Source organism: Verrucosispora sp. ts21, assembly GCF_002879555.1.
Classification (GTDB): Bacteria; Actinomycetota; Actinomycetes; order Mycobacteriales; family Micromonosporaceae; genus Micromonospora; species Micromonospora gifhornensis.
In genome coordinates, this window is sequence record NZ_PNOZ01000013.1 from 70,383 (window position 1) to 97,073 (window position 26,691).

Below are 26,691 nucleotides of genomic sequence, written 5' to 3' on the forward strand. Positions count from 1 at the left end.
CCGCCCTCAGCCTGCCCGCTGCCGACCCGGGCCGCCGCTGTCGGTTTCCATCCAGTGGAAGGCCAACCTGCGCCGGTCAGGCGGTGGCGCGCTGTGTCGCGGGCGGCTCGTCGGCCAGCCGGGCCGCCACCTGGTCGGCCGCCGCCCGCAGCGCCGGGACCAGCCGCTGCGGTGCGGCGCCCAGGCTGTGCCCGACGACGCCGATCGCGGCCAGCGCCGCGCCGTCGGGCCCCGGCACCACGACCGCGACCGAGCAGGAACCGAGGGTCATCTCCTCGTGGGTCCGCGCCCAGCCGCGCTCGCGGATCGCCGCCAGCTCGCGAGCCAGTCGACCCGGCTCCGTGATGGTGTACGGGGTGCAGCGGCGCAACGGTCCTCGCAGGTGCGCGGCGACCACCTCCGGTGGGGCGTACGCCAGCAGCGCCTTGCCGACCCCGGTGGCGTGCAGCGGCAGGCGGCCCCCGGCGCGGGAGATGGTCGGCACCGCGCGGTGCCCGGTGACCTTCTCCACGTAGAGCGCCTCGTCGCCGTCGCGGACCGCCAGGTGCACGTTCTCCCGGACCGTGGTGTACAGCTCCTGCAGGTAGGGCAGCGCCACCTCGCGCAGTTGGCCGTGCAGCGGCGAGAGCAGCCCGATCTCCCACAGCCGCACCCCGATGCGGTAGGTGCCGTCGACGCCGCGCGCCAACGCCCGGCCGGTCACCAGTTCGGCGACCAGCCGGTGCGTGGTGGCCAACGGCAGGCCGCTGCGCCGGGCGATGTCGCTGAGCGTCAACGCCGGATGGGCCGCGTCGAACGCGCCGAGCACGGCCAGCACCCGCGAGGTCACCGACGCGCCGGGGGAGCGGCTGCCGCCCGCCACTGTTGCCCCCGACTCAGAACGGGTAACGGGTGATGTCACCCTGCACGGTCAACCACTGCGTCTCGGTGAACGCCTCCACATTGGCCGCCGCGCCGCCGAAGCGGGAGCCGGTGCCGGAGGCGCGGACCCCGCCGAACGGGGCCACCGCCTCGTCGCTGACCGTCTGGTCGTTGATGTGCACGATGCCGCTGGGGATCCGGTCGGCCAGGGCCAGCGCCTTCGGCACGTCCCGGCTGAGGATGCCGAGCGACAAGCCGTACTCGGTGTCGGCGGCCAGGGCGGCGGCCTCGTCCAGGTCGGTGAAGCTGAGCACCGGCGCGACCGGCCCGAAGACCTCCTGCGCGTACGCCGGGGTGGCCGGGGTGACGTCGGCGAGCACGGTCGGCCGGTAGAACAGCCCGTCGTAGCGGCCACCGGCGGCCAACCGGGCGCCCGCGTCGACGCTCGCGGTGACAAGTGAGTGGATCTTGTCGCGTTGGGTCTCGTCGATGATCGGTCCGAGCGCCACCTGTTCCTTGGTCGGGTCGCCGACGGGCAGGTGGTCGGCCTTCTCGGCGAGGGCCTCGACGTAACGCTCGACCAGGCTGGCGTGCACCAGGTGCCGGCCGGTGGTCATGCAGATCTGCCCCTGGTGCAGGAACGAACCCCAGGCGCCGGCCGAGACGGCAAGGTCCAGATCGGCGTCGTCGAGCACCACCAGGGCGGAGTTGCCGCCGAGTTCCAGGTGGGCCCGCTTGAGGTGCCGGGCGGCGGCCTCGCCGACCTTGCGGCCCGCGGCGGTCGACCCGGTGAAGCTGATCACCCGTACGTGTGGATCGGCGACCAGCGCCGCCCCGGTGTCCGCCCCGCCGGGCAGCACGTGCAGCAGCCCGTCGGGCAGCCCGGCCTCGGCGAAGACGGCGGCCAGCGTCAAACCGCCCGACACCGCCGTACGCAGGTCGGGTTTGAGCACCACCGCGTTGCCCAGCGCCAGGGCCGGCGCGACCGAGCGGATGGCCAGGATCAGCGGGAAGTTGAACGGCGCGATCACCCCGACCACGCCGACGGGCAGGCGTCGGGCCAGGCTCAGACGTGGCTGCGCGCTCGGGATGATCTCGCCCAGCGGATGCGAGGCCAGGGCTGCCGCCTCGTAGCACTCCTGCGCGGCGGTGCTGGTCTCGACGCCGGCCTTCGGCGGGATCGACCCCGCCTCGCGGACGATCCAGTCGCCGACCTCGGCGGCGTGCTGCTCCCACAGCGCACCGGCCCGGCGCAGCACCGCGGCCCGTTCCTGGTAGCTGGTGGCGGCCCAGGCGCGCTGCGCCTGCGCGGCCCGCGCGGCGGCCCGGGCGACGTCGGTGGCGTCGGCAACGCCGACCCGACCGATCTCCTCGCCGGTGGCCGGGGAACGGACCGCGGCGGTGCCGCCGGCCGCCTCCACCCAGCCGTCGCTGTAGAGCGTGCCGTGCCAGGCGCCGGTGTCGAGCAGGGACATGGTGATCCTCCTTGCGGGGTGGGGGTGTGGTCCGGAGGAGCGCTCCACAGGCTGTTCGGAAACCGAACGATCGTTCTCGTTCAGAACATGGCACGGCCCGTCAGGCTAGTCAACGCATGCTGTGGACATTCCGCGCACCGGAATCCGACGCGTTGACGGACGTCGGCCCGGGCCACTACGTTCGAGATGTGTACGCGAGTCCGCATGCCGAACACCGGCGGCGGCCCTGGACCCGGGAGGGCGGAAGCTGATGGCGAAGCTCGTCTCGCTGGCCGACGGCGTCGCGGAGCTGGTCCGCGACGGGGACACGGTGGCGTTGGAAGGCTTCACCCACCTCATCCCGTTCGCTGCCGGCCACGAGATCATCCGACAACGACGGCGCGATCTGACCCTGGTCCGGATGACCCCCGACGTCATCTACGACCAGCTCATCGGTGCCGGCTGTGCCCGTCGGCTGGTCTTCTCCTGGGGCGGCAACCCGGGCGTCGGCTCCCTGCACCGGTTCCGCGACGCCGTGCAGAACTCCTGGCCGGTGCCGCTGGAACTGGAGGAACACAGCCACGCCGGGATGGCCAACCGGTATGTCGCCGGCGCCAGCGGCCTGCCCTTCGCCGTGCTGCGCGGCTACACCGGCACCGACCTGCCCCGGCACACCGCAAACATCCGCCCGATCGAATGCCCCTTCACCGGGGAGACGTTGACCGCCGTCGCCGCCCTGCGACCCGACGTGACAGTGGTGCACGCCCAACGTGCCGACCGCGCCGGCAACGTGCAGATGTGGGGCATCACCGGGGTGCAGAAGGAGGCGGTGCTGGCCGCCCGGCGGTCGCTGGTCACCGTCGAGGAGATCGTCGACGACCTCGATCCGGTACCCGGGCAGGTGATCCTGCCGGGCTGGGCAGTCACCGCCGTGGCGCACGTCCCCGGCGGCGCGCACCCGTCGTACACCCAGGGTTACTCGGTGCGGGACAACGACTTCTACCGGGCCTGGGACGCGATCAGCCGGGAACGCGCCAGCTTCGAGGAGTGGATCGCCCGGCACGTGCGCGATGTGGAGGTGCCGGCGTGAGCGCCGACTACAGTTCCGACGAGATGATGACCGTGGCCGCCGCCCGACAGTTGCGCAACGGCACCGCCTGCTTCGTCGGCATCGGGCTACCCAGCACCGCCGCCAACCTGGCCCGGGTCACCCACGCCCCGAACCTGGTGCTCATCTACGAGTCGGGCTGCCTCGGCGCCAAACCCGACCGGCTGCCACTGTCCATCGGCGACGGTGTGCTCGCCGACACCGCCGACGCGGTGGTCTCCGTGCCCGAGGTCTTCAACTACTGGCTGCAACCCGGCCGCATCGACGTCGGGTTCCTCGGTGCCGCCCAACTCGACAGGTACGGCAACATCAACACCACGGTCATCGGCGGCGACTACACCGACCCGAAGGTCCGCCTGCCCGGCGCCGGTGGCGCTCCGGAGATCGCCGCCTCCTGCGGCGAGGTGGTCGTCATCGTCCGGCAGAGCCTGCGTACGTTCATCGACCGGGTCGACTTCGTCACCTCGGTCGGGTACGGCGCCGGTCCGGGCGACCGGGCCCGGCTCGGACTGCGCGGCGGCGGCCCGAAGACCGTCATCACCGATCTGGGTGTGCTCACCGCCGACCCGGTGACCTGCGAACTCACCCTCACCCGGCTGCATCCCGGCGTCACCGTCGACCAGGTCCGTGCCGCCACCGGCTGGCCGCTGGCCGTCGCCGACGAGGTGAGCACCGGCGAGCCACCCAGCACCGACGAACTCACCGTGCTGCGCGCCCTGGAAGCCACCAAGAAGGCCGGGGTGTGATGAAGCGTCGTCCGGCAAGCCCGAAGGGGACCTGATGAGCGAGACCACCCGGAAGCTGCTGCTGCCCGGCTACCGGCGCGACGACGTCGAGGCCCACCCGCCGCTGCTCAGCCCCGGCTACAAGTCCACAGTCATCCGCGCGCCGCAGCAGCCGCTGACCTATCTGCCGCAGCGGCTCACCGAGATCACCGGCCCGCTGCTCGGCGAGGGACGCCTCGGCGAACTCGACCACGACCTGACCCGGCAGCACGACGGCGAGCCCCAGGGGCAGCGGATCATCGTGCACGGTCGGGTCCTCGACGGCGACGGCCAGGCCGTGCCGCACAGCCTGGTGGAGATCTGGCAGGCCAACGCCGCCGGCCGGTACCGGCACGCCATCGACAACTGGCCCGCCCCGCTGGACCCCCACTTCACAGGCGTGGGGCGTACCCTCACCGACGACCAGGGGCGCTACGAGTTCGTCACCGTGCAGCCCGGTGCCTACCCGTGGCGTAACCACGACAACGCCTGGCGGCCCGCACACATCCACTTCTCGCTGTTCGGCCGGGCCTTCACCCAGCGCCTGGTGACCCAGATGTACTTCCCCGGCGACCCGCTGTTCTCCCAGGACCCGATCTTCAACTCGGTCCGCGACCCGCAGGCCCGCGAGCGGATGGTGGCCCGCTACGACCATGCCGCCACCCGGCCGGAGTGGGCGCTGGCCTACCGGTTCGACATCGTGCTGCGGGGCCGGGCGGCCACCCCCTTCGAGGACGAGGACGACGATGAGTGAGCGCCTGGGCGTCACGCCCGCCCAGACCGTCGGGCCGTACCTGCACATCGGTCTGAGCTGGCCGGACGGCCCGTACGTGGTGCCCGAGGGCACCCCGGGGGCGTTCTGGATCCGGGGCCGGATCGTCGACGGCACCGGCGCACCGGTCGGCGACGCGATGGTGGAGAGCTGGCAGGCCGACCCGGACGGGCACTTCGACCACCCCGACGACCCGCGCGGCGCCCGCGCGGCCACCGTGCCCGGCTTCCGGGGCTTCGGCCGCACCGACACCGACGCCGAGGGCTGGTACGCGCTGCACACCGTCCGACCCGGACCGCTGCCCACCCCCGACGGCGAGACCGAGGCGCCGCACCTGAACCTGTCGGTGTTCGGCCGGGGACTGCTGCACCGCCTGGTCACCCGGATCTACTTCCCCGACGAGCCGGCCAACGCCGCCGACCCGGTGTTGCGTACCGTCGACCCCGGCCGCCGCGACACGCTCGTGGCCCGTCCGGCCGCGGACGGCTACCAGTTCGACATCCGCCTGCAGGGAGAGCATGAAACCGTCTTCTTCGCCGTCTGAGTCGCTGCTGCGCGGCCTGTCCGGCGCGGTCGACGTCGACGCCGAACTCGACGACAGCCACCTGTTGCAGGCGCTGCTGGACGCCGAGGCGGCGCTCGCCCGCGCCGGTGCCGACGCCGGTCTGCTGCCCGGGCCGGTCGCCGACGAGATCGCCCGGCACTGCCACGCCGACCGGTACGACCCGGCGGCGCTCGGCACGGCCGCCGACGCCGCCGGCAATCCCGTCGTCCCGCTGGTACGCGAACTGACCGCCGCCGTCGCTCCACCCGCCCGCGCCTGGGTGCACCACGGCGCGACCAGCCAGGACATCCTCGACAGCGCCCTGGCCCTGGTGGTCACCCGGGCCGCCGGGCCGCTGCTGCGTCACCTCGACGCCGCCACCGATGCCGCTGCCGGGCTCACCCGCGCCCACCGCGACACCGTGATGGTGGCCCGCACCCTCGGTCAGCAGGCCGCCCCCACCACCTTCGGGCTCAAGGCGGCCGGCTGGCTGCTCGGCCTGCACGACGCCCGGACCCGGCTGGCGCAGGCGCGGGCCGCGCTGCCCGCACAGCTCGGCGGGGCGGTGGGCACCCTCGCCGGGTACGGGCCGAGCGGTCTGGTCGTGGCGGACCGGTTCGCCGCCCACCTGGGCCTGGCGGCCGGCCCGCTGCCCTGGCACACCCGCCGCCAGCCGGTGCTCGACCTGGCCGCCGCGCTCGGCGGGCTGCTCGCCGCCGCCGGCAAGGTCGCCCTCGACGTGGGACTGCTCGCCCAGACCGAGGTCGGCGAGGTGGCCGAGGGCGGTCCGGGGCGCGGTGGCTCGTCGGCCATGCCGCACAAACGCAACCCGGTCGACTCGGTGCTGGTCACCGCCGCCGCCCGACGCGGTCCCGGCCTCGTCGGCACCCTGTTCGCCGCCGCCGGGCAGGAACACGAACGGGCCACCGGCGGCTGGCACGCCGAATGGGAACCCCTGCTCGACCTGCTGCACCTCGCCGGCGGGGCGGCCGCCCGTACCGCCCGGATGCTCGGCAACCTGCGGGTACACCCGCAGCGGATGCGTGCCAACCTCGACGCCACCGGCGGCCTGCTGCTCGCCGAGGCCGTCGCCACCCGGCTGGCACCGGCGCTGGGCCGGGCCGCCGCACACGACCTGGTCGCCCGGGCCGCCACCGCCGCCTCCTTCCGGGACGCCCTGCTCGCCGACCCGGACGTACGGGCTCACCTGTCGGTGGCCGACGTCGACGCGGCACTGGACCCGGCCGGCTGGCTCGGCAGCGCGGCCACGCTTGTCGACCGCGCCCTGGAGACCTACGAGCGGGGGACCGGATGACACTGCACGCCACCGTCGACGGGCCGCCGGATGCGCCGGTGCTGCTGCTGGGCAGTTCCCTGGGCACCACCGGAGCCATGTGGCAACCGCAGGTGGCCGCCCTCGCGGACCGGTTCCGGGTGGTCCGCTACGACCACCTCGGTCACGGCGGCTCACCGGTACCGCCCGGGCCGTACACCATCGACCTGCTCGGCCGGGAGGTGCTGGGGCTGCTCGACCACCTGGGGGTGGGGTCCGCGCACTACGCCGGGCTCTCCCTCGGCGGCATGGTCGGCATGTGGCTGGCCGCGCACGCCCCCGAGCGGATCGACCGGCTCGCCCTGCTCTGCACCTCGGCCTGCCTGGGCCCGGCCGAGGTGTGGCGGGCCCGGGCGGCCGGTGTCCGCGCCGGACAGCTGGGCAGCATCGCCGACACCGTGGTGTCCCGCTGGTTCACCCCGGGCTTCGCCGCCGCCCGACCCGACACGGTCGCCGGCTACCGGGACATGCTGACCGCCACCCCGCCGGCCGGCTACGCCGCCTGCTGCGAGGCGATCGCCGCCATGGACCTGCGCGCCGACCTGGCGGCCGTGCGCGCACCGACCCTGGTGATCGGCGCGGCCGACGATCCGGCCACCCCACCCGAGCACGCCGCCGACATCGCCGAACGGATCCCGGCCGCGCGGCTGGCCGTCGTCGACGACGCCGCGCACCTGGCAAACGTCGAACAGCCCGCCGCCGTGGCCCGGCTGCTGCGCGCCCACTTCGAGCCGGAGGGCGGGACGAACCCGTGAACGACAAGCAGCGACACGACGCCGGCATGGCCGTACGTCGGCAGGTGCTCGGCGATGCGCACGTCGACCGGGCCGTGGCCAACACCGACGAGTTCACCGCCGACTTCCAGGACCTGATCACCCGCTACGCCTGGGGCGAGATCTGGACCCGCGACGGCCTGGACCGGCGCACCCGCAGCTGCATCACCCTCGCCGTGTTGGCCACCCTGCACCACGACGAGGAACTGGCGATGCACGTACGCGCCGCGCTGCGCAACGGACTGACCCCGCAGGAGGTCCGCGAGGTGCTGCTCCAGGTCGCCGTCTACGCTGGCGTACCGGCCGCGAACCGGGCGTTCAAGGTGGCTCAGGAAACCCTGCGGCAGGAGGACCGGTGACCGACGCGGCGCGATCGGGGGAGTTCGTCCAGTCCCTGGAACGGGGCCTGGCCGTGATCCGCGCGTTCGACGCCGAACACCCGCAACTCACGCTCAGCGAGGTGGCCCGCGCCACCGGGCTGACCCGGGCCGCCGCCCGCCGGTTCCTGCTCACCCTCGTCGAGCTGGGCTACGTGCACACCGACGGACGACTGTTCGCCCTGCGACCGCGCATCCTCGACCTCGGCTACGCCTACCTGTCCAGCCTGAGCCTGCCGGAGGTCGCCCAGCCGCACATGGAGGCGCTTGTCGCGCAGGTGCACGAGTCCTGCTCGGTGTCCGTCCTCGACGGCGACGAGGTGGTCTACGTGGCCCGGGTACCCACCAAACGGATCATGACGGTCGGGATCAGCGTCGGCACCCGGTTCCCCGCGTACGCCACCTCGATGGGGCGCGTGCTGCTGGCCGCCCAGCCGACCGACTGGCTGGACGACTACCTCGCCACCGCGCAGCTGCGACAGCTGACCCGGCGGACCATCACCGACCCGGCGAAGCTGCGTACCACCCTGAACCGGATCGCCGGGCAGGGCTACGCCATCGTCGACCAGGAGTTGGAGGAGGGGCTGCGGTCGCTGGCCGCCCCGATCCACGGCGACGACGGCGCGGTGGTCGCCGCGGTCAACGTCTCCGCCCACGCCAGTCGCGGCACCTTCGATGCGATCCGTCGGGAACTGCTGCCACCGTTGCTGGCCACCGCCCGCCGGATCGAGGAGGACCTGGCCGCCGGCTCCCGCCGGTGACCGGCTGCGCCGTCGGCTCCCGGCGGTAGCAGACAGCGCGGCCGGCGTGCGCAGTTAGCTGGCGAATCGACCCGGAGAGGCCGTTCGGCGTACCACCATGTGGTGGGCGACGAACGGGGGGCGACGTGCAGGAACTGCTGCTGATCATCGTTCTCGGGATCACCGTGCTGATCGGCACGACGATCGGCGGTCGGTACCGGGTTGCCCCGCCGGTGCTGCTGATCTGTTTCGGTGCGCTGCTGGGACTGCTGCCGCCGTTCTCCCACGTGATGCTCGCGCCAGAGGTGGTGCTGCTGCTGTTCCTGCCGGCCATCCTCTACCGCGAGAGCCTGACCACCAGCCTGCGTGAGATCCGGGCGAACATCGTGGTGATCACCATGCTGGCGGTGGTGCTGGTGGGCCTCACGATGGTGGCGGTCTCCCTGGTCGTGCAGCGCTTCGGCATCGACCCGGCGGTGGCCTGGGTGCTCGGCGCGGTCCTCGCCCCGACCGACGCGGCGGCGGTCGCCGGGCTGGCCAAGAAGATGCCCCGCCGGCTGCTCACCACCCTGCACACCGAGAGCCTGATCAACGACGGTACGGCTCTGGTGCTGTTCGCCGTGGCACTCGGCCTGCTCGGCGGCGGGGCCGCACCGAACGCCTTCGAACTGGTCGAGCGGATCGGCCTGTCCTTCCTCGGCGGCATCGCGGCCGGGCTGCTGGTCGGCATCGTGGTGATCAAAATTCGCAAGCGCCTGGACGATCCGCTGCGGGAGGGTGCGGTAAGCGTCCTCACCCCGTTCGCCGCGTTCTTCCTCGCCGAGGCCGTCCACGAGAGCGGGGTGCTCGCGGTGGTGGTCGCCGGGCTGATCCTCGCTTACGCCAGCCCTCGGGTGATCCGGGCCCGCTCCCGGGTGCTTGCCCTGTCGTTCTGGGACCTGACCACCTTCCTCATCAACGGCGGGCTCTTCGTGCTGGTCGGGCTCCAGATCCCCCGGGCGGTCCGCGGCGTCACCAGCCTGGCGTTGACCCGCGCGCTGCTCATCGCGGTGGTGGTGGCCGTGGTGCTGGTGGCGGTACGGATGCTCTGGGTGAACCTGATGGCCGTCATCCTGCGCCTGGCGGACGTGCGCAAGGCCCACCTCGACCGGCGGGTCAACTGGCGGGTCCGTATGGTGGCCGGCTGGGCTGGTTTCCGCGGTGCGGTCTCCCTGGCGGCGGCCCTCGCGGTCCCGATGAGCATCGACGGCCAGCCGGTGCCGGAGCGCGACCTGATCATCTTCTGTGTCGCCGCGGTGATCCTGTTGACCATGCTCGTGCAGGGCACCACCCTGCCGCTGGTGATGAAATGGGCCCGGCTGACCGGGGACCCGGACCGCACCGACGAGAAACGGCAGGCGCAGAGCCACGCCATCCGGCAGACCCTGCACGCCCTGCCGGACCTCGCCGACCGGGTCGGTGCCGACCCGGACACCGTGCGCCGGATCCAGGACGAGTACGAGAGCCATCTCGACGTACTCCAGTCCGACCCGCAGGACGAGACGACGGCCGCGCGGGAGGTCGAACGCCAGCTGCGCCTGGCGGCCCTCGACCACAAGCGGCGCGAGATCACCCGGCTACGGGACCGCCGGCAGATCGACGACGCCGTCCAGCGCGAGCTGGAGGCGCGACTCGACGTCGAGGAGATCCGCCTGCTCGGGCCCAGGACCCCCGAGTGAGGTAGCGCCCGGTCAGCTCGCGGCGGCGATTCCGCCGGATCGGCTCGGATCCCGCCCGTCAGCTCGCGGTGGCGATTTCGCCGGGCAGCGCCAGCGCGACCGTCAGGTCGAGCAGGCTGCGCGGGTCGGTGAGCCGTTCGCCGTAGAGCTGGCGCAGCTGCCCCATCCGGTAGCGCACCGTCTGCGGGTGCACGAACAGGTCGGCGGCGATGTCGTCGCGTCGACCCTGGTGCAGCAGCCAGGAACGCAGCGTCTCGGCGAGCCGTTCCGCGGTGGCCGAGGGCAGGTCGGCGAGCGGTTGCAGGACCCGGGCGCGCAGGTCGGTCAGCGCCTCCATGTCGGCGCTGAGCAGCAGCTCGGCCAGATGCCGGTCGGTGTCCAGCGGCTCACCGTCGGTGGGGTGGGCGATGCCCAGCCCGACGATGCGGACCACCCGCCGGTAGGACGAGCTGACGTGCGCCCACGGGCGGGCCGGGCCGAGCACCGCCCGGCGGCCGTGCAGCACCCGGGCGAGCTGGCGACGCCGGTCGCCGTGCATGTCCGGCACCAGCAGCACGGCCGTCTCCTCGCCGGGCTCACCGGCGGGTAGCTCCTCGCTGCTCTCCAGGGTGTGCTCGTCGAGCAGCGCGAGCGCGCCGCGCAGCTTGGCCTGCGGCAGCAGGGCGACGGTGAGCGTCTCCGGGACCTGCCAGCCGGCCCGCTCGGCGCTGCGCATCAGCACCTCCTCCGGCTCGCCGGCGAGCAACTGCTGGGTGAGCCGTTCCAGGTTGCGTCGCTGGGCCCGGCCGGCGCTGGCCAGCTCGTCGGCATGCCCGGCCACGCTGGCGGCGGACAGCTCGTCGATGTAGGCGAACATCAGCTCGGCGAACTCCGCAACGGTGGCCGCGGGCAGCCCGAGCGCCACGCTTGCCGCGGCCATCTCCCGCCAGGAGACCCGGGCGCCGATCCGGTAGGCGGCCAGCAGCGCGTCCACACTGCGACCGGAGCGGGCCTCACCGCTGCCCAGCGCGTACGCCGCCTCCAGCGCGGGCACCAGCGGGGTGCTGGCCGCGCTGGTCTGCGGGCGTTCCAACAGTTGCAGGAACGTGCCCAACGCGATCTGCACCGCGTTTTCGATCTTGTCCCGCATCTGCCCGGTCAGGGTGCCGGAGTAGCTGGGCACCTCGGCCGTGATCGCGCTGACCGTCTGCGCGGCGACCAGCGGTAGCCGGTCGCGTAGCTCGCGGGCCACCCGCTGTTCCAGTTCGAGGCGGGATGCCCGATGAGTGGTGCCGGAAATGTCCGCCACGTTGTTCTCCCCGCACAAAAGGGATGGATCGCTTTACCTTCGCTGGCCAAGATTTTATGCCAGCGGGCCGCGACGATCGTTATATGACCGCCACCGTTCCGCCACCGGGCGCGAAAGGGTCCCTCCGGCGCCGCCTGTGGCGGCTCGCCGAGACGGTGACCACGCCGGTACTGCCCGCGGACTACCTCGACATGGTCGCGCCGCTGCGGGCCGGCGCCGACCTGCGCGGCCGCATCCTCGCCGTACGCCCGGAGACCCCGGACGCGGCGACCGTGGTCATCCAGCCCGGCCGCAGCTGGCGTGGCCACGTGCCCGGACAGTACATCCGACTCGGTGTCGACGTCGACGGCGTACGCCTGTGGCGGGCCTACTCGGTGACGTCCGCGCCGGGTGGACGGACCGACCCGATCACGGTGACGGTCAAGGCGATCCCCGACGGGGTGGTCAGCAACTACCTGGTGCGCCGGGTGCGCCCCGGCACCATCGTGCAGCTCGACCAGGCGATCGGTGACTTCGTCCTGCCCCAGTCGGCACCGTCGCGGGTGTTGTTCCTCACCGCCGGCAGCGGCATCACCCCGGTCGCCGGGATGCTGCGCAGCGGCGCCCTGGCCGGCAGCGACGTGGTGCTGATCCATTCCGCGCCGACCTCGGCCGACGTGGTGTTCGGCGCGGAACTGCGTGACCTGGCCGCGCGCGGTGTCATCCGGCTGGTGGAGCGGCACACCGCCGTCGACGGCCTGCTGGACGTGGCCGAGCTCGACACCCTGGTGCCCGACCACTGCGAACGCGAGACCTGGGCGTGTGGCCCGATCGGTCTGCTGGACGCCGTCGAGCAGCATTGGGCCGCGCGGGGCGCCACCGACCGGCTGCACACCGAACGGTTCCGGCCGACGATCATCACCGCCGGTGACGGCGGCACGGTCACCTTCACCCGCTCGTCGGTCACCATCGAGGCCGACGGCGGCACCCCTCTTCTCGACGCCGGAGAAAACGCCGGAGTGTTGATGCCCTCGGGCTGCCGGATGGGTATCTGTTTCGGCTGTGTGCTGCCGATGCGTCAAGGCGCGGTCCGTGACCTGCGTAACGGGCAGCTCACCACCGCCCTGCCGGGCGACGGCGTACGCGTGCAGACCTGCGTGTCGGCCGCGGCCGGCGCCTGTGAACTCGAAATTTGATCGGAGAACGTCGACGTGACCGTCATCCAGAAGAAAGCCGTCAACCCGATCGCGCACCTCAGCGCCGAGGACATCGAGACCCTCGGCAAGGAACTCGACGCCATCCGGGAACGGGTGATCGCCGACCGGGGTGAGCGGGACGCCGCCTACATCCGCAAGGTCATCTCGACCCAGCGCAAGCTGGAGGTCGGCAGCCGGGTCGTGCTGCTGTTCTCGCTGTTCCCGCCGGCCTGGATCGTCGGCACCGCCGGGCTGTCGCTGGCGAAGATCCTCGAGAACATGGAGATCGGGCACAACATCCTGCACGGCCAGTGGGACTGGATGCGCGACCCGAAGATCCACTCGACGACCTGGGAGTGGGACCACGTCAGCCCCGCCGAGCAGTGGAAGCAGTCGCACAACGAACTGCACCACCGCTACACGAACGTCGTCGGCAAGGACAACGACCTCGGCTACGGCATCATGCGTGTCGACGAGGACCAGCCGTGGCACCCGGCCCACCTGGGTCAGCCGTTCTACAACTTCGTCAACGCCTGCTTCTTCGAGTACGGCATCGCCGCGTACGACCTGGAGCTGCGCGAGAAGCTCAAGGACGGCAGCCTCAAGAACGACCCGCAGTTCCGCGCCAACCTGAAGGCCACCGGCCGCAAGCTGCGCCGCCAGATCCTCAAGGACTACGTGCTCTTCCCGGTGCTGTCCGGTCCGTCGTTCTTCCACACCATGGCCGCCAACTTCACCGCCAACCTGATCCGCAACCTGTGGAGCCACGCCGTCATCATGTGCGGGCACTTCCCGGAGGGGGTGGAGACCTTCGAGAAGACGTCGATCGAGGGCGAGACCCGCGGTGAGTGGTACCTGCGGCAGATGCTCGGTTCGGCCAACATCAGCGGCAGCCGGCTGATGCACATCATGACCGGCAACCTGTCGTACCAGATCGAGCACCACCTCTTCCCCGACCTGCCGAGCAACCGCTACCAGGAGATCGCCCCCGAGGTGCGGGCCCTGTTCGACAAGTACGGCCTCAAGTACGTCACCGGCTCACTGCCGCGGCAGGTCTTCTCGGCCTGGAAGAAGATCTTCCGGCTCTCGCTGCCGAACCGTCGTCGGCCCGGCGTCGTCGAGGAGAACCCGACCCCGGCCCTCGTTCCCGCCGGCACCTGATCCGCGTACGGCCCGCGGTGGCGCGGCGCGCGGGCGGTCTGTACCGCCTGGGCGCCGTGGCCACCGCAGGGCCACGTCCCGGCTGACGCGGGGTGCCCGATCGGGTCGACCTGAGCTCAGCGGCGGTTCGGATAGTTGTGGGCCGACTGACGTCCCCGCACGAAGGCCAGGATGATCACCCCGGCGAGCGCGACCAGCCCGATGATCACCAGCCAGCGGACCGCTTCGAGGAGCAGGCCGAGCAGGACGATAATTCCTCCGACGACTCCGACGACCCAGAGCAGCGCGCGCATCTCCCACCTCCCGAACCCGCCGCCTGGTCGATCCGGACGGCCCGACCGGTCAGCTACCCCGAAACGCCCGGTTCATGCCGATTGACTGCCGCCGGTGCGGCTGCGGCGTCGTCGCGGGCGGTCGGCGAGACATCGACGCACCGCATATTCTGTGCGCCGATCAGCTCGCCGGAAGGGAAGCGATGCCGTCGCGGCAGGATCAGCTGCACTCGTATCAGTTCACCCTCCAGCGGGTGGTCGCCGCGCTGGTCATGCGCGAAACCGACCCCGCGCAGTCACCGTTTCGCCGGCTCGCCGGGGCGGGCCTGGCCAGCGTCCTGGTGGCGGTCGTCGGGCTGGGCGGCTTCGCCCTCTACGGCCTGTTCACCGGTGGTGCGGCGAAGTGGCGCGACACTGCGGCGGTGATCGTGGAGAAGGAGTCGGGGGCCCGGTTCGTCTACCGGGACAACCGGCTGCACCCGGTGCCCAACTACACCTCGGCGCTGCTGGTCATCGGCGCCGAACAGCCGAAGACCGTGCTCGTGTCGCGACGCGCCATCGACGGCGTACCCCGCGGGCTGCCCCTGGGCATCGCCGACGCACCCGACTCGTTGCCGGCGGCCAACCGGCTCTCCGCCGCGCCCTGGACGGTCTGCTCGACCGGCCCGCAGGCCGGCCGGCGCGATCCCCGGTCGGTGTTGCTGATCGGCACCGGCGACCCCGGCGGGCGGCCGCTGCGCGACGAGGCGTTGATCCTGCGTGACCCGGGCGGCCGGCTGCACCTGGTACGGCAACAGCGCCGGCACCTGATACGCGACGCCGACCGGGTGCTGGCCGCGCTGGCCACGACCCGCGCCCGGGCCGTCCCGGTCGCCGCGGCCGTGCTCAACACCGTGCCCGCCGGACTCGACCTCGCCCCACTGCACCTGCCCGACCTCGGCGAGCCCTCCGAGCGGGTGGTCGACGCCCGGATCGGCGACGTCCTGCTGGTCAGCAACTCCGGCGGCGGACGACAGTACGCGGTGGTGCTGCGCGACGGTCTCGCCGGCGTCACCGAGTTGCAGGCCGGTCTGCAACTCGCCCGGACCGGTCAGCGCGAACCGGAGCAGATCAGCCTCGGGCGGTTCGCCACCCTGCCGAAGCTGCCCGATCTCGCGCCCACCGGCCCCGACGCGCCACCGAGCGCGCCGCCCCGACTGGCCGCCCCCGGCTCACCGGTGCTCTGCGCCCTCGTCGGCGACGACCCGACCGGCGTCGACCTGCGCCTGGACGCGACCCTGCCCGACCTGTCCGCCGCCACGCCCACCGTCGCGGCGGCGGCCGGCCGGACGGTGGCCGACCACGTGCTGGTCGAGCCCGGCAGCGGCGCCCTGGTCGAGGCGACGGCGACCCCGGGCGCCACCGGCGGCGCGCTCTGCGTGGTCACCGACCTGGGCCGGCGCTACGTGCTCGCCGACGCCGAGGTTGCCACCATGCTCGGCTACGGGCAGACCCGTCCCGTCCGGCTGCCGGCGGGCCTGGTGAGCCTGGTCCCGGCCGGAGCGAGCCTGGACCCGCAAGCGGCCCGCCGGTCGATCACCTCCTAGTACTCCCACGTCACTCGGCTCCGGCGTCGGGCTCGAGCGTGGCGGGCATGCCGAAGGCGGCGACGTGGCGGGCACCGATGAAGGCGTTGCTCTCCACGATCTTCCCGTTCTCGATCCGGAGTACGTCGACGACCAACGCCTCGTAGTGCGGGCTGCCGGGCCGGCGGAGATAGTTGATCAGTGCCGGGCGCCCGTTGGCCGAGGTGGGGAACGTACGCCAGTCGAGCGGTCGGCCGAGGAACTCCGCGGCCGCGTCGATCCCGACGACCTGCGGCTCGGGCGGCGCCAGTCCTTCGGGGCCGACGGAGCGTGCTGCCGGAGGGTGTGGCAGGCCCGCTGGAGGAGGCTGTTGACGGCCGCTACGGCGGTGTCGAGCGCGGCGGCGATCTCCTGCGGCGTCCAGCCGTAGACGTCGCGCAGCACGAAGGCCGCCCGCTGCCGCGGCGGCAGGTACATCAGCGCTGCGATCACGGCCAGCTCGACGGTCTCCCGGGCGGCGAGACCGGTCTGCGGATCGTCGGCCAGCAGGGCGTCGGGATAGGGGCCGAGCTCGGTGGACCACTCCAGCGGATCACCGTACGGTAGCGTCCGGTTTCCGGCCGCCTTGCGGCTGTCGAGGAAGATGTTCGTGGCGATCCGGGAGAACCAGGTGCGCGCCGACGCCCGCCCCTCGAAGCGGTCGCGAGCCCGCCAGGCGTGCAGGAAGGTCTCCTGCACCAAGTCGTCCGCGTCGGTGACGTTGCCGGCGAGGCGGTAGCAGTGGACGTGCAGCTCACGCCGGTGCTCGTCGAAGGCGCGCTGCAGCCAGAGCGCCTGCTCATCAGGCGAGTCGGACATGTGGTTTCTCCGGGGCTGATTGGTCCGCACTACCGTACTGACGACCGTGGACCCATTTGTCATCGGTCACCGATGACGATCGCCGACTCGGTCGTCTGTACCTGTGACCGATCCCCACTGCACGAAGGAGACAGCCATGACGGCAACCCCCACCTCCAGCGCCGCCGCGCCCCCGATCGTCGACCGGGAGACCTGGCTGCGCGAGCGTGACGAACTGCTGGCCCGGGAGAAGGCCCACACCCGCGAAGGAGACGCGATCGCCGCCGCTCGTCGTCAGCTGCCGATGACCCTGATGCCGACGGTGACGGTGCGGGGACCTGGCGGGGACATCCCGCTGGTGGAGGTGTTCGAGGGCCGTCGGATGCTCATCGCCTACTTCCACATGTGGCACGACGGCAAGCCGTACGAGCAGCAGTGTGAGGGGTGCACCTTCTCGACCTGTCACATGCAGATGCTTGACTACCTGCACGCGCGGGACGTCACCTACGCCGTGTTCTGCCAGGGTTCCTACGACGAAAGTGCCCCGTTCGCGGAGTTCATGGGCTACCGGTTCCCCTGGTATTCGGCGAAAGACTCCGACCCGGCCCTGGTCGACGGTCGCGGCTTCGGGCTCATCGCGTGCTACCTGCGCGACGGCGACAAGGTCTACGAGACCTACTGGACCACCGGGCGGGGCGTGGAGGCGTTGACGACCACCTACCACGCCCTGGACCTCACGGTGTACGGCCGGCAGGAGAACTGGGAGAACTCGCCTGAAGGCTGGCCTCGGGTCACCGGGCACCCGTGGCGTCTCAACGGCCGCCCCACCGCGCAATGGTCACGCCCCGGCGTCACACCGCGATGACGTCCCGACGGTCGAGGTGATCATGCGCGGGTCGGCCGTCCTGGTCACCTCCTCGGCGCACGTCAACGCCAGTGCCGTGGCCTGGGCGGTGGCGGGCAGCAGTGGTGGGCGCGGCGTCGGGGTCGGGATGCGTCCCTGGGCATGCAGCACGGCTTTGATCACCGACGGGTTGGGTTCGGCGAACAGCGTCGTCGAGAGGGTGGCGAGCCGGTGCCCGAGCGGCCGGGCGCGGGCGAGGTCCCCGTCGCGCCAGGCCGCGACCAGGGCGGCGTAGTCGGCGGTGGCCAGGTGCGCGGAGGCGAGGATGCCGCCGTGTGCGCCGAGCGCGAGCAGCGGCGAGAGGTACGCGTCCTCGCCGCCGAGCACCGCGAAGTCCGGTGGCAGGTCGGCGAGCAGGGCGATGGTGTCGGCGTCGATGCCGCCGACCGCGTGCTTGACGCCCACCACCTGTGGCAGGTCGGCGAGGCGACGCAGCGCCCCGGCGGAGAGCGCCTGCCCGGTGCGGTACGGCACGTGGTAGACGACCAACGGCACGGGGGAGACCTCCGCCAGCCGGGCGAAGTGCGCGAGCACCGCCTCCTCGCCGGGTCGCAGGAACGGCGGCACCAGGCACAGCGCCGCGGTGATGCCGGGCCGCCCGGCGAGGGCGCGCAGGTCCTCGGCGGTGTGCGCGCCGACCATGAAGCCGGCGCGGTGTCGCCGACAGGCAGCGCCGAGGGTGTCGAGCACCGCGCGTTGCTCGGTGGTGCTCAGCGCGTGCGGTTCGCCTGTGGTGCCGAGGGCCACCAGACCGTCGGCGCCGTCGGCGAGCACCTGGTCGGCGAGGCGGGTCAGCGCGTCCTGGTCGACCTCGCCGCGCGCGTCGAAGGGCGTGATCAGCGGTACGTACAGTCCGGTGGGTGTCATGCCACAAGCCTGCGACCGCACAGCGTGAAGCACCAGTTCCGATTCCTCCACGAATCCGTAAGCTGAGCTGATGCTTGACGTTCGTCGGCTGCGTCTGCTGCGCGACCTGGCCCGCCTCGGCACCATCGCCGCCGTCGCCGAGGCGCACACCTACTCACCGTCCGCCGTCTCCCAGCAGCTGGCCGCGCTGCAACGGGAGACCGGCGTCGTGCTCCTGGAACGCGTCGGTCGAGGGGTACGCCTCACCGCCACCGCGACGGCGCTGGTGCAGCACACCGAGGTGATCCTCGCCGGGCTGGAAGCCGCCGAGGCCACCCTCGCCGCCGCTCGCGGTGGACTGCTCGGCACGGTACGCATCGGGGCGTACCCCAGCGCGGTGCGTCCTCTGCTGCTACCCGCCCTGGTCGACCTGGCCCGCCAGCATCCGGGGTTGGATCTGCTGGTCACCGAGTTGGATCCGGTCGCGGTGCCGGCCGCGCTGCGCGAGCGTCGCCTCGACGTCGCCCTCGTGCACGACTACGACATCGTGCCGGTGCAGCCCGACCCGGCGCTGGACTCGACGCCGCTGCTGGACGAGACGGTGTTCCTCGCGCTGCCCGCCGCCGACCCGGTGCCCGACGACCCGATGCGTGCGGTACGCGACGCCGACTGGATCATCGGCAGCCCGGGAACGCTCTGTCACGCCGTCACCCTGCACGCCTGTGAACTGGCCGGATTCCGCCCCACCGTGCGCCACCACGCCGACGACTTCACCGCCGTGCTCGCCCTGGTCGCCGCCGGTCAGGGTGTCGGGCTGGTGCCACAGTTGGCTGTCGACGGGCCACCGGCCGGCACCCGCCTGATTCCGCTGCCCATTCGCCGACGAACCCGGATCGCGTACCGGCTGGGTGCGGCCGACCATCCCGCGGTGCTGGCCAGCGTCGCCGCACTCCGTGGTGCCGCCGCCGACCTGCCCGAGGTGGGCTGACCCGTCGTGGGTCAGCGCAGCCCCGGCCAGTGGTACGTCATGTCGGGCTCGTTCTCCTCGTTGCGGCTGCCGTCGTCGCTGTCGACCGGGCGGAAACCGTGCCGCTCGTAGAAGACCCGCGCCGCGCTGTTGCGGGTGAAGACGCGGAGGCTGAGCCCACCCGGGCTGGCCTGCTGTGCCCGGGCCAGCAGCGCGGTGCCGATGCCCTGCCGGCGGGCGTCGGGCCGCAGGTACAGGTGTGCCAGCAGGTCGCCGTCGAGGGCGGCGAAGCCGAGGATCTCGGCGGTCGCCGTGGACTCGGCCACCCAGGTGGTGCTGGCCGGCAGCATCACCTGGGTGATCCACGCCCTGGTCTGTTCGTCGTCGTACAGTCGCGGAAGGTAGGGCATGGCGGCTGCTCGGGACGCCAGGAACACCTCGGCGACGGCGTCCGCGTCGCTGTCGCGGGCAGGACGGATCACGGTGGTGGCCGCCCGGATGGCGCTCACGACGACGCGGGGCGGGTGTTCCGGACGGCGTACCTGTGCATCGTCACACCCTCGTCGAAGGACGCCTGTTCGAGCAGGTCCAGTTCCAGTGGCTCGTCGTACGCGTCGAACAGCGGCCGACCGCTGCCGAGCACGACCGGATGGGTGAACAGCAGCACCTCGTCGAGCAGCCGGGCGCGCAGCAGTTGGGTGGCCAGGGTGGCGCCGCCGACGCCGATGACACCGTCGGTCTCGGCGCGCAGCTGCGCCAGTTGCTCGATCGCGTCGTCGCCGCCGATGATCCGGGTGTTGTGCTCGGCGTGCGTGCGGGTGCGCGACACCAGCACCTTGGGCATCGAGGTCCAGATCTCGCCGTACTCGCGCAGGAAGTCGGGCAGCGCGTCGTCGTGCCGGGCGGCCGGCCAGAACGACTCCATCGTCTCGTAGATCGTGCGGCCCTCGACCGCGAGCGACATGGCCCGGGCCCGCTCGTTGAAGACGCGGTGCAGCGGCTCGGTGATGCGCATCCAGTTGCCGCCGCCCGCCTCGCCCGTGGCGTACTCGATCCGCAGATCGACGGAGACGTTCATCCAGTACACGAACCGACCCGGCATCACGGCCCTTCCGGCGACGACCTGCTGCTGTCCACCGATGACCGTAGTGGAGTCGACGATTGCCCGGTGGCCCGAAACACGATCAGCGCAGGACGAGCAGGTCGAGCGCGTCGATCACCGGTCCACTGTCCACCTGTGCGGCCTGGTGCAGTCGCCGCAGCCCGGCTGCGTACGCGTCGTCGTCGATCAGTTGCAGCAGGGTGTGCGCCTCCCGACGCAGGCTCGCGACCACCTCGCCGAGCGACGTGGCGGTGAGTTCGGGGATCTGCTCGACGGCGACCAGGGCGAAGCCCGCCGCGCCGAAGGCGGCTTCGACGTCGGCGATGCTCGGAAAGGTGTCGAGCACCGCGATGGCTTCCGGGAAGTAGCGGAACAGGCTGATCCTCTCGGGTCGACCGGCGAACCCCGACCGGATGAGCACCGGGGCGCCGGGGCGCAGCACGCGGCGCAGTTCGTGGGCGGCGGCGGGCAGGTCGGGAACGTGGTGGATGACGGTGGAGAGCCATACCGCGTCGACGCTGCCGTCGGGCAGCGGGATGTGCGCCGCGTCGCCCGCCAGGACCGGCGCGAACACGCTCTGCTCCCGCATCGCCGCTGATGGTTCGACGGCGACGACCTCGGCGTCGGGCAGCCAGGTGGTGAAGGCCCGCGCCCAACTTCCGGTGCCGGAGCCCAGGTCGAGCACCCGCATCCCCGGTTGCGGGTCGAGATGCCGGATCACGGCGGCCTGCCAGGCGGCGAGGCTGTCCTCGGTGACGTGTCGGGTGGCCTTGAACGCCGCCGCGTCGGCTGCGTTGTATGCGATGCGTGCCATGCCGACCAGCCAACTACCAAGTCAAGCTTACAAACAAGCATAAAATGGCCTAATTCACACAGGCGGCATCATCTGCCGCCCCGGCGACGTCGGCGGTCTTCAGCTCTGTTCGAGTTGCCGCTCGTACCAGGCGAGCTTCTCCTCGACCCGGGCCTGCCAGCTTCGAAGCTGGTCCATCTGCTGCTGGACGGCGGCGGCGTGCTCGCGCAGCAGTTCGACGCGTTCGGCGACGGTGTCGGGGTCGCGGCACAGCTCGCCGTAGCGACGCAGCCGTTCGATCGGCATGCCCGCATCACGCAGGCAGCGCAGGAAATCCAGTGTGGACAGATCGCTGTCGCGGTAGACCCGACGCCCACCGGGTGTACGCGCCACCGGCGCGAGGATGCCCTCCCGTTCGTAGTAGCGCAAGGTGTCGATGGAGAAACCGCTGCGCCGCGCCGCCTCGGCGGGTGTGTACGTCCTCACCCTCGGGACCGTACCGCTTGACCTGGAGCGCGCTCCAGGTTGAATCGTGGTCGCATGACTTCGGATCACCTCGATGAGGCTCGACGCCCGGCCGTGTCCGCTCTTGTGCTCGGCGCGATGACCTTCGGCACTGTCGTCGACGAGAAGACGTCGTTCGAGTTGCTCGACCGGTTCGTGGAACGCGGGGGCGAATGGATCGACACCGCCGACTGCTACGCGTTCTGGCACAGCCCGGACGGACGGGGCGGGGACAGCGAGCGGATCCTCGGCCGCTGGCTCGCCGCCCGCCCCGGCGTCCGTGAGCGGGTGCGCATCGCCACCAAGGTCGGCGCGGAGCCGCTGTGGAAGGGCTCCTGGCCCGCACACCGGGCAGGGCTGAGCCGTCGGGCGATCAGCGACGCCTTCGCCGGCAGCCTGGACCGGCTGGGAGTCGGACACGTCGACCTGCTCTGGCTGCACCAGGAGGATCGGGCCACGCCCATCGAGGAGAGCGTGGACGCGATCGCCGAGCAGGTCACCGCCGGCACCGTACGCCGGGTCGGTGCCTCCAACCACCCGGCCTGGCGGATCGAACGGGCCCGCGCGTACGCGACCGCCCGAGGCACCATGCCGATCGACGCGTTCCAGTTGAACGCCACCTACCTGCGGGTACGCCCCGGCACCCGACCGGACGGCGTGGTCCACCCGCACGGGGTGCTCAGCGACGAGCAACTCGACTTCGCCCGCGCGCACCGGATGGACCTCTGGGCCTACACGCCGCTGCTGAGCGGGGCGTACGACAATCCGGCCAAGTCGATCCCGCAGGTCTACGACCATCCGGGCAACACCCGCCGGCTGGCGGCGCTGGACGCGGTGGCCCGCGACACCGGCGCGACGCGCGGCCAGGTGGTGCTCGCCTGGCTGGTCAGCCAGGGCATCCGGCCCATCCTCGGCGGCAGCAAACTCCACCAGCTCGACGCGGCCCTGGACGGAGTCGCCCTCACCCTCGACGAGGCGCACCTTGCCCGGCTGAACTCGGCGGACTGACCGCTGACGCCCAGCCGACCCGACCGCGCCCCCGACGCCACTGCGGCACCGAGGCGCGGCCGGGTCGGCTGCCCCCGTAGGAACGTCAGACCGGCAGGGGCCGGTCGCGGCGGGCTTCGGCCAACAGCTCGGCCCACCACCGCAGCTCGGCCAGGCTCGCGGCCAGGCCCTGGCAGACCTCCGGGTCCGGGGCGTACCGGTCCTGATCGTCGAGGAACTGCCACGGTGCGCGCAGACCCATCGCCCGCCGGGTCGCCACCACGCCGAGTTCGGCGAGCACCCCGCGCAGGTGCTCGATCGCCGCGTGCCCGCCCTGCACGCCGTAGGCCACCACGGTCGCCGGCTTGAGACGCCATTCGGCGTAGTGCCAGTCGATCAGCCGTTTCAGCGCGGCGGGGTAGCTGTGGTTGTACTCCGGTGTGACGAAGACGAACCCGTCGGCCGCGGCTATCCGGTCGGCCACCTCGCTTCTCGGGCCACCACCGGGCCACAGCAGACTGTCGTCCGGCAACGTGACGTCGGCGACGTCGATCAGATCGACGGTGGTGTCGTCGAGGGCGGCGACGACCCAGCCGGCGATCGTCGGGCCCATCCGCTCCGTGCGGACGCTGCCCGAGATCACGGCGATGCGTACGTCGGTGGGAGGGCTGTGGTGTTCGGTCGGACCGCTCATGACCACCAGCCTGCAACTTCAACATTAGTTGAAGTCAACGGGGCGAGGTGCCTATCCTGCCGTCATGACGGTTCTCGGGCATCGCACGTACAGCGTCAGCGAGGTGGCCACCGACAGCGGTGTCGCGCCGTCGGCCGTGCGGTTCTACGAGAACCACGGGGTCGTCACCGCCGTACGCACCGCCGGCAACCAGCGTCGCTTCGACGAGTCCGCCGCCTGTCGGATCCAGGTGGCCAAGCTCGCCCAGCGGGTCGGCCTGAGCGTGCGCGAGATCGCCGACCTGTTCACCGACCTGCCGGTCGATCCGCAGCGCGAGGACTGGGAGCGGGTCGCGGGCCGGCTGGTGACCGAGGTCGAGCAGCGGGTACGCCACCTCAAGGCGCAACTCGCCGCGATGGAGTCCGGTGCCAAGCTGTGCGAGATCGGGCGGCACGACCCGGCCCGCTGACCTCACGACTTGACTTCAACAATGGTTCAAGTCCCATCGTCGGGGGATGGACGAGCACCGCACCGCGCAGAGACTCGCCGCCCTCGTCGGGACGGCCACCGTCGTCGGCCTGGGCACCAGCACCCGCGAGGCGACCGAACCCTTCCGGCTTGTCGAGCAGACCACCCACGCGCTCATCCGGCGCGGCTTCCGGACCATTGCGCTGCTGGACAACCAGCGGGTCGGTGACCGCTACGACCGGTTCGTCCGGGGCGAGGACGTCGACCTGACCTCGACCCTCGCCCAGGCGTGGGGCCCGTGGCGGACGGTGGAGATGCGCGACGCGCTCATCCGGCTCCGACGGCACAACGAGACCCACCCGCACGACCGGGTACGCGTCGTCGCGGTCAACGCCCCGGGCACCCTGCCCGCCGACTACGACCGGGTCACGGAACTGCTCGCCCCGCTGGACCCGGCGGCCGCCACCCGGGTCGGTGAACTCCTCGACATCATCCGGACCGCCCACGACAACGGCGAACACGTCCAACGCCGGCTCGGCACCCACCCCGGCGTACCGTTCGTCCACCTCGCCCGCACCGCCCGCGACCTGGTCGCCGGCGTGACCGACGGCCCGGGGGGCGACGAGGCGCTGCGACTGGTCGACGCGATTGTCGACTTCCACGGCAACGCCATCGGCGTCGGCCGGGACACCGCCCGGGAGGAACGCGACGCCGCCGGGCGACTGCTCGATCACCACCGGCGTACCGGTGACCGCGTCGTCGTCTGGGAGGGCAGCGCTCACGTCGCGGCGCACGGCGACACGATGATGGGCGCCCACCTGCGGGCCGCGCTGGGCGGCGGATACGCCGCCGTGCACATCACCGTCGGCCGGGGCCGGATACCGGGCACCGAGATCCCGCCGCCGGACCCGACATCGGTGGAGGCGCTGCTCGACCGTACCGGTGCACAGGTCGTCGACCTGCGCGGCCAACCTGCCGCCAACCTCGCGCACCAACTCGACCGGCCCTGGCGGACCCGTCTGATCTCCGGCCTCTACGAGGCGGAACGCGACGAGGAGCACTACTACGACCTGCCGTCGCTGACCGAGAGCTTCGACGCGATCGCCTACCTCCCCACGATCACCCCGATCCGCCCGCTGCCGCCGGCCCGCACCTCCCACGGCGGGGCCGCACCCGCTCCGCAGGCCGCACCCGCTGTGGAGGGCGCGGCCGGTCCGGAGAGCGGCGCGGACCGCGACTCGTGACGTGGTCAGGCGGGGCGGCGCAGCACGCTGACGGCGAAGTCCGCGTCGTCGTGCCACGGGCGCAGGTCCCAGGTGGCGAAGCGGTGGTCGCGCCGCAGCCCGGCGGCGGCCACATGGGCGTCGAAGTCGGCAAGCGGATAGCCCCGGTCGGTGCCGAAGCCGATCGCGATCACCCCGTCGGGGCGTACGTGCGCGGCCACCTGACGCAGCACCGCCACCTCGGTGCCGGCGGCCACGAAGGTCATCACGTTGCCGGCCAGCACCGCCGCGTCGAACGGCTCCGGCTCCCCGGCCGCGGCGAGATCCAACGTCGCCAGGTCGGCGACCAGCCAGCGTGGCCCCGGATGGTCGGCGCGGGCGGCCTCGACCAGCACCGGGTCGGCGTCCACACCGACGACCGTGTGGCCGCGAGCGGCCAGTTCGGTGCCGACCCGGCCGGTGCCGCAGCCGGCGTCGAGAATCCGTGAGCGTGGCGGCACCAGTGCGTCGACCAGCCGTGCCTCACCGGCCAGGTCGGCGCCCTCGGCGGCCAGTTGCCGGAACCGGTCGACGTACCACTGCGAGTGTTCCGGTCCGGTGTCGGTGGCCCAGCGGGTCGGGCTGCCCGGGGCGGTGCTGCGCTCGCTCATCGGACCACCGTAACCAGCGGCGCTCAGGGCAGTCGGGCCACCGTCACGAACTCGTTGTAGGTGAACACCCGCCCGGCGGCGCGGGGGAACGGGAACGAGTACTGCCGCTGCACGTTCAGGCCGAGTGCGTCGCAGTCCTCGGCCGCCTCGGCGAAGCCGACGAACCGGACGTGCGACGAGTCGCTGTGGTAGCCACGCTCCTGCGGGGTGATGAAGACCGCCCGGCCGCCGGGGCGGACGAACGGCAGGTACGAGGCGACCACCGCGCGGGCCTGCTCGGCCGGCATGTGCTCCAGCAGATGCGCGGCGAGCAGCGAGTCGAAGGCACCCGGCCGGGCGTGCTCGGAGGCGAAGAACTCCTCGGTGGTGTACGCCTGCAGGCCGAGTGCGCGGCTGTGCGCCACCGACGTCGGGTTGTGGTCCACCCCGATCGCCCCCTCGCCGAGGTTGATCAGGTTGCGGCCGAGTCCCGAGCCGACGTCGAGGGTCCGGCCCAGGCGCAGCCGGCGCAGGTTCCACCGGTAGGGCGCCTGCACGTCCAGGACCCGCTTCCAGCGGGCGCCGCTGAGCTGCTGCAAGCGTTCGGTGTAGTCCGCGCCCTGGGTGCCCGTGGGACCCTGCCGCGACTGCTTCATCCGGGGCTCCTTCGCCTCGTCATGCCACTGGACCTGCGGCCGCCCCCGTACGCATGGATCGGGTCTGCGCCATCGACCACCTTCGACCCATATGCGCCGGTTCCCAGACTATCTCGTGATCGTTGCCACCGGGAGCCGGCGGCCGGGTCCGGCGAGCGTCGAATTGGCCGGAGCCTATTCTGGAACCCAGCGCTACC

General features: G+C 72.2%; 31 protein-coding genes. 17 read left to right on the forward strand and 14 right to left on the reverse strand.

Annotated elements, in window-relative coordinates; translation table 11 throughout:
• Positions 1-76: 76 nt before the first annotated feature.
• Complete coding sequence (locus tag C1A38_RS07965) at positions 77-862, reverse strand: IclR family transcriptional regulator (protein ID WP_102657181.1); 786 nt, start codon at positions 860-862, stop codon at positions 77-79.
• Between the two features lie 13 nt (positions 863-875).
• Positions 876-2,336 (reverse strand): benzaldehyde dehydrogenase, encoded by a 1,461-nt coding sequence (locus C1A38_RS07970; protein ID WP_102657182.1) that lies wholly within the window; start codon positions 2,334-2,336, stop codon positions 876-878.
• A 250-nt stretch (positions 2,337-2,586) separates the two neighbouring features.
• Here C1A38_RS07970 and C1A38_RS07975 point away from each other — a divergent pair, with 250 nt between their 5' ends.
• The 9 genes from C1A38_RS07975 (at position 2,587) to C1A38_RS08015 (ending at position 10,444) form a co-directional block, all read left to right on the forward strand.
• Positions 2,587-3,405, forward strand: coding sequence for a CoA transferase subunit A (locus C1A38_RS07975; protein ID WP_102657183.1), 819 nt, complete (start codon positions 2,587-2,589; stop codon positions 3,403-3,405).
• Positions 3,402-4,169: a CoA-transferase subunit beta gene (locus C1A38_RS07980; RefSeq protein WP_199180129.1), complete on the forward strand. Its 768-nt coding sequence runs from the start codon at positions 3,402-3,404 to the stop codon at positions 4,167-4,169. The genes C1A38_RS07975 and C1A38_RS07980 overlap by 4 nt, the downstream gene beginning before the upstream one ends.
• Before the next feature lie 34 nt (positions 4,170-4,203).
• Complete coding sequence (pcaH, locus tag C1A38_RS07985; RefSeq protein WP_102657184.1) at positions 4,204-4,941, forward strand: protocatechuate 3,4-dioxygenase subunit beta; 738 nt, start codon at positions 4,204-4,206, stop codon at positions 4,939-4,941.
• Positions 4,934-5,503, forward strand: coding sequence for a protocatechuate 3,4-dioxygenase subunit alpha (pcaG, locus tag C1A38_RS07990; RefSeq protein WP_102657185.1), 570 nt, complete (start codon positions 4,934-4,936; stop codon positions 5,501-5,503). Before pcaH ends, pcaG begins: the two co-directional genes overlap by 8 nt.
• Entirely contained in the window at positions 5,478-6,818 is a 1,341-nt protein-coding gene (pcaB, locus tag C1A38_RS07995; protein ID WP_102657186.1) for a 3-carboxy-cis,cis-muconate cycloisomerase, read from the forward strand. The genes pcaG and pcaB overlap by 26 nt, the downstream gene beginning before the upstream one ends.
• The gene (gene pcaD, locus C1A38_RS08000) at positions 6,815-7,591 is read left to right on the forward strand and encodes a 3-oxoadipate enol-lactonase (protein ID WP_102657187.1); all 777 of its coding nucleotides are present in this window, start codon (positions 6,815-6,817) and stop codon (positions 7,589-7,591) included. Before pcaB ends, pcaD begins: the two co-directional genes overlap by 4 nt.
• Positions 7,588-7,968, forward strand: a complete 381-nt coding sequence (pcaC, locus tag C1A38_RS08005) for a 4-carboxymuconolactone decarboxylase (RefSeq protein WP_013733706.1) — start codon at positions 7,588-7,590, stop codon at positions 7,966-7,968. The genes pcaD and pcaC overlap by 4 nt, the downstream gene beginning before the upstream one ends.
• Positions 7,965-8,747: an IclR family transcriptional regulator domain-containing protein gene (locus C1A38_RS08010; RefSeq protein ID WP_102657188.1), complete on the forward strand. Its 783-nt coding sequence runs from the start codon at positions 7,965-7,967 to the stop codon at positions 8,745-8,747. The genes pcaC and C1A38_RS08010 overlap by 4 nt, the downstream gene beginning before the upstream one ends.
• Positions 8,748-8,872: 125 nt before the next feature.
• The gene (locus tag C1A38_RS08015) at positions 8,873-10,444 is read left to right on the forward strand and encodes a Na+/H+ antiporter (RefSeq protein WP_199180130.1); all 1,572 of its coding nucleotides are present in this window, start codon (positions 8,873-8,875) and stop codon (positions 10,442-10,444) included.
• A 58-nt stretch (positions 10,445-10,502) separates the two neighbouring features.
• Here C1A38_RS08015 and C1A38_RS08020 read toward each other — a convergent pair whose 3' ends face one another.
• Positions 10,503-11,732: a PucR family transcriptional regulator gene (locus C1A38_RS08020; RefSeq protein ID WP_102657189.1), complete on the reverse strand. Its 1,230-nt coding sequence runs from the start codon at positions 11,730-11,732 to the stop codon at positions 10,503-10,505.
• 83 nt (positions 11,733-11,815) lie between these two features.
• On the opposite strand from C1A38_RS08020, the gene C1A38_RS08025 reads away from it, so the two are divergent.
• Both C1A38_RS08025 and C1A38_RS08030 read left to right on the forward strand, forming a co-directional pair.
• Complete coding sequence (locus tag C1A38_RS08025) at positions 11,816-12,907, forward strand: ferredoxin reductase (RefSeq protein WP_102657190.1); 1,092 nt, start codon at positions 11,816-11,818, stop codon at positions 12,905-12,907.
• A 15-nt stretch (positions 12,908-12,922) separates the two neighbouring features.
• Positions 12,923-14,068, forward strand: coding sequence for a fatty acid desaturase family protein (locus C1A38_RS08030; RefSeq protein ID WP_102657191.1), 1,146 nt, complete (start codon positions 12,923-12,925; stop codon positions 14,066-14,068).
• A gap of 116 nt (positions 14,069-14,184) precedes the next feature.
• On the opposite strand, the gene C1A38_RS31315 is transcribed toward C1A38_RS08030, so the two are convergent.
• Complete coding sequence (locus C1A38_RS31315; protein ID WP_199180131.1) at positions 14,185-14,361, reverse strand: hypothetical protein; 177 nt, start codon at positions 14,359-14,361, stop codon at positions 14,185-14,187.
• 182 nt (positions 14,362-14,543) lie between these two features.
• Here C1A38_RS31315 and eccB point away from each other — a divergent pair, with 182 nt between their 5' ends.
• Positions 14,544-15,926: a type VII secretion protein EccB gene (gene eccB / locus C1A38_RS08035; protein WP_102657192.1), complete on the forward strand. Its 1,383-nt coding sequence runs from the start codon at positions 14,544-14,546 to the stop codon at positions 15,924-15,926.
• A 10-nt stretch (positions 15,927-15,936) separates the two neighbouring features.
• On the opposite strand, the gene C1A38_RS32175 is transcribed toward eccB, so the two are convergent.
• Positions 15,937-16,062 (reverse strand): hypothetical protein, encoded by a 126-nt coding sequence (locus tag C1A38_RS32175; RefSeq protein ID WP_286046952.1) that lies wholly within the window; start codon positions 16,060-16,062, stop codon positions 15,937-15,939.
• A 41-nt stretch (positions 16,063-16,103) separates the two neighbouring features.
• Positions 16,104-16,763, reverse strand: coding sequence for a sigma-70 family RNA polymerase sigma factor (locus C1A38_RS08040; RefSeq protein ID WP_233196699.1), 660 nt, complete (start codon positions 16,761-16,763; stop codon positions 16,104-16,106).
• 136 nt (positions 16,764-16,899) lie between these two features.
• Here C1A38_RS08040 and C1A38_RS08045 point away from each other — a divergent pair, with 136 nt between their 5' ends.
• The gene (locus C1A38_RS08045) at positions 16,900-17,607 is read left to right on the forward strand and encodes a DUF899 family protein (protein WP_102657193.1); all 708 of its coding nucleotides are present in this window, start codon (positions 16,900-16,902) and stop codon (positions 17,605-17,607) included.
• Here C1A38_RS08045 and C1A38_RS08050 read toward each other — a convergent pair.
• Positions 17,581-18,513 carry a dihydrodipicolinate synthase family protein gene (locus tag C1A38_RS08050; protein WP_233196700.1) on the reverse strand — a complete coding sequence of 311 codons (933 nt, stop codon included), beginning with the start codon at positions 18,511-18,513 and terminating at the stop codon, positions 17,581-17,583. The two genes, C1A38_RS08045 and C1A38_RS08050, sit on opposite strands and share 27 nt — an antisense overlap.
• A 70-nt stretch (positions 18,514-18,583) precedes the next feature.
• Here C1A38_RS08050 and C1A38_RS08055 point away from each other — a divergent pair, with 70 nt between their 5' ends.
• Positions 18,584-19,480, forward strand: a complete 897-nt coding sequence (locus C1A38_RS08055; RefSeq protein ID WP_102657194.1) for a LysR family transcriptional regulator — start codon at positions 18,584-18,586, stop codon at positions 19,478-19,480.
• An 11-nt stretch (positions 19,481-19,491) separates the two neighbouring features.
• On the opposite strand, the gene C1A38_RS08060 is transcribed toward C1A38_RS08055, so the two are convergent.
• From C1A38_RS08060 to C1A38_RS08075, 4 genes are all read right to left on the reverse strand, one after another.
• Entirely contained in the window at positions 19,492-19,968 is a 477-nt protein-coding gene (locus C1A38_RS08060; protein WP_233196701.1) for a GNAT family N-acetyltransferase, read from the reverse strand.
• Positions 19,965-20,561, reverse strand: a complete 597-nt coding sequence (locus C1A38_RS08065; RefSeq protein WP_102657195.1) for a dihydrofolate reductase family protein — start codon at positions 20,559-20,561, stop codon at positions 19,965-19,967. The genes C1A38_RS08060 and C1A38_RS08065 overlap by 4 nt, the downstream gene beginning before the upstream one ends.
• An 82-nt stretch (positions 20,562-20,643) precedes the next feature.
• Entirely contained in the window at positions 20,644-21,375 is a 732-nt protein-coding gene (locus tag C1A38_RS08070) for a class I SAM-dependent methyltransferase (RefSeq protein ID WP_102657196.1), read from the reverse strand.
• A gap of 99 nt (positions 21,376-21,474) precedes the next feature.
• Positions 21,475-21,840, reverse strand: coding sequence for a MerR family transcriptional regulator (locus C1A38_RS08075; protein ID WP_102657197.1), 366 nt, complete (start codon positions 21,838-21,840; stop codon positions 21,475-21,477).
• Positions 21,841-21,894: 54 nt separating this feature from the next.
• Here C1A38_RS08075 and C1A38_RS08080 point away from each other — a divergent pair, with 54 nt between their 5' ends.
• The gene (locus C1A38_RS08080; RefSeq protein ID WP_102657198.1) at positions 21,895-22,866 is read left to right on the forward strand and encodes an aldo/keto reductase; all 972 of its coding nucleotides are present in this window, start codon (positions 21,895-21,897) and stop codon (positions 22,864-22,866) included.
• Positions 22,867-22,951: 85 nt separating this feature from the next.
• Here the strand turns inward: C1A38_RS08080 and C1A38_RS08085 are convergent, their stop codons facing one another.
• On the reverse strand, positions 22,952-23,539 hold the full coding sequence (locus tag C1A38_RS08085; protein ID WP_102657199.1) for an NADPH-dependent FMN reductase: 588 nt from the start codon (positions 23,537-23,539) through the stop codon (positions 22,952-22,954).
• Between the two features lie 64 nt (positions 23,540-23,603).
• Between C1A38_RS08085 and C1A38_RS08090 the strand changes: the two genes are divergently transcribed.
• Positions 23,604-23,987: a MerR family transcriptional regulator gene (locus C1A38_RS08090; RefSeq protein WP_102657200.1), complete on the forward strand. Its 384-nt coding sequence runs from the start codon at positions 23,604-23,606 to the stop codon at positions 23,985-23,987.
• Between the two features lie 46 nt (positions 23,988-24,033).
• Entirely contained in the window at positions 24,034-25,230 is a 1,197-nt protein-coding gene (locus C1A38_RS08095) for an erythromycin esterase family protein (RefSeq protein ID WP_102657201.1), read from the forward strand.
• A gap of 5 nt (positions 25,231-25,235) precedes the next feature.
• Here the strand turns inward: C1A38_RS08095 and C1A38_RS08100 are convergent, their stop codons facing one another.
• A complete protein-coding gene (locus C1A38_RS08100) occupies positions 25,236-25,859 on the reverse strand; it encodes a class I SAM-dependent methyltransferase (protein ID WP_102657202.1) in 624 nt (207 codons plus the stop codon).
• 23 nt (positions 25,860-25,882) lie between these two features.
• Positions 25,883-26,494, reverse strand: coding sequence for a class I SAM-dependent methyltransferase (locus C1A38_RS08105; RefSeq protein ID WP_102657203.1), 612 nt, complete (start codon positions 26,492-26,494; stop codon positions 25,883-25,885).
• Between the last annotated feature and the right edge of the window lie 197 nt (positions 26,495-26,691).

Excerpts from the sequence above, each read along its gene's own strand:
- C1A38_RS07970 (WP_102657182.1), bottom strand. The coding sequence starts at position 2,336 with ATGTCCCTGCTCGACACCGGCGCCTGGCACGGCACGCTCTACAGCGAC.
- C1A38_RS07975 (WP_102657183.1), top strand. The coding sequence starts at position 2,587 with ATGGCGAAGCTCGTCTCGCTGGCCGACGGCGTCGCGGAGCTGGTCCGC.
- pcaH (WP_102657184.1), top strand. The coding sequence starts at position 4,204 with ATGAGCGAGACCACCCGGAAGCTGCTGCTGCCCGGCTACCGGCGCGAC.
- pcaG (WP_102657185.1), top strand. The coding sequence starts at position 4,934 with ATGAGTGAGCGCCTGGGCGTCACGCCCGCCCAGACCGTCGGGCCGTAC.
- pcaB (WP_102657186.1), top strand. The coding sequence starts at position 5,478 with ATGAAACCGTCTTCTTCGCCGTCTGAGTCGCTGCTGCGCGGCCTGTCC.
- pcaD (WP_102657187.1), top strand. The coding sequence starts at position 6,815 with ATGACACTGCACGCCACCGTCGACGGGCCGCCGGATGCGCCGGTGCTG.
- C1A38_RS08025 (WP_102657190.1), top strand. The coding sequence starts at position 11,816 with ATGACCGCCACCGTTCCGCCACCGGGCGCGAAAGGGTCCCTCCGGCGC.
- C1A38_RS31315 (WP_199180131.1), bottom strand. The coding sequence starts at position 14,361 with ATGCGCGCGCTGCTCTGGGTCGTCGGAGTCGTCGGAGGAATTATCGTC.
- eccB (WP_102657192.1), top strand. The coding sequence starts at position 14,544 with ATGCCGTCGCGGCAGGATCAGCTGCACTCGTATCAGTTCACCCTCCAG.
- C1A38_RS08040 (WP_233196699.1), bottom strand. The coding sequence starts at position 16,763 with ATGTCCGACTCGCCTGATGAGCAGGCGCTCTGGCTGCAGCGCGCCTTC.
- C1A38_RS08045 (WP_102657193.1), top strand. The coding sequence starts at position 16,900 with ATGACGGCAACCCCCACCTCCAGCGCCGCCGCGCCCCCGATCGTCGAC.
- C1A38_RS08050 (WP_233196700.1), bottom strand. The coding sequence starts at position 18,513 with ATGACACCCACCGGACTGTACGTACCGCTGATCACGCCCTTCGACGCG.
- C1A38_RS08055 (WP_102657194.1), top strand. The coding sequence starts at position 18,584 with ATGCTTGACGTTCGTCGGCTGCGTCTGCTGCGCGACCTGGCCCGCCTC.
- C1A38_RS08065 (WP_102657195.1), bottom strand. The coding sequence starts at position 20,561 with ATGCCGGGTCGGTTCGTGTACTGGATGAACGTCTCCGTCGATCTGCGG.
- C1A38_RS08070 (WP_102657196.1), bottom strand. The coding sequence starts at position 21,375 with ATGGCACGCATCGCATACAACGCAGCCGACGCGGCGGCGTTCAAGGCC.
- C1A38_RS08080 (WP_102657198.1), top strand. The coding sequence starts at position 21,895 with ATGACTTCGGATCACCTCGATGAGGCTCGACGCCCGGCCGTGTCCGCT.
- C1A38_RS08085 (WP_102657199.1), bottom strand. The coding sequence starts at position 23,539 with ATGAGCGGTCCGACCGAACACCACAGCCCTCCCACCGACGTACGCATC.
- C1A38_RS08090 (WP_102657200.1), top strand. The coding sequence starts at position 23,604 with ATGACGGTTCTCGGGCATCGCACGTACAGCGTCAGCGAGGTGGCCACC.
- C1A38_RS08095 (WP_102657201.1), top strand. The coding sequence starts at position 24,034 with ATGGACGAGCACCGCACCGCGCAGAGACTCGCCGCCCTCGTCGGGACG.
- C1A38_RS08100 (WP_102657202.1), bottom strand. The coding sequence starts at position 25,859 with ATGAGCGAGCGCAGCACCGCCCCGGGCAGCCCGACCCGCTGGGCCACC.
- C1A38_RS08105 (WP_102657203.1), bottom strand. The coding sequence starts at position 26,494 with ATGAAGCAGTCGCGGCAGGGTCCCACGGGCACCCAGGGCGCGGACTAC.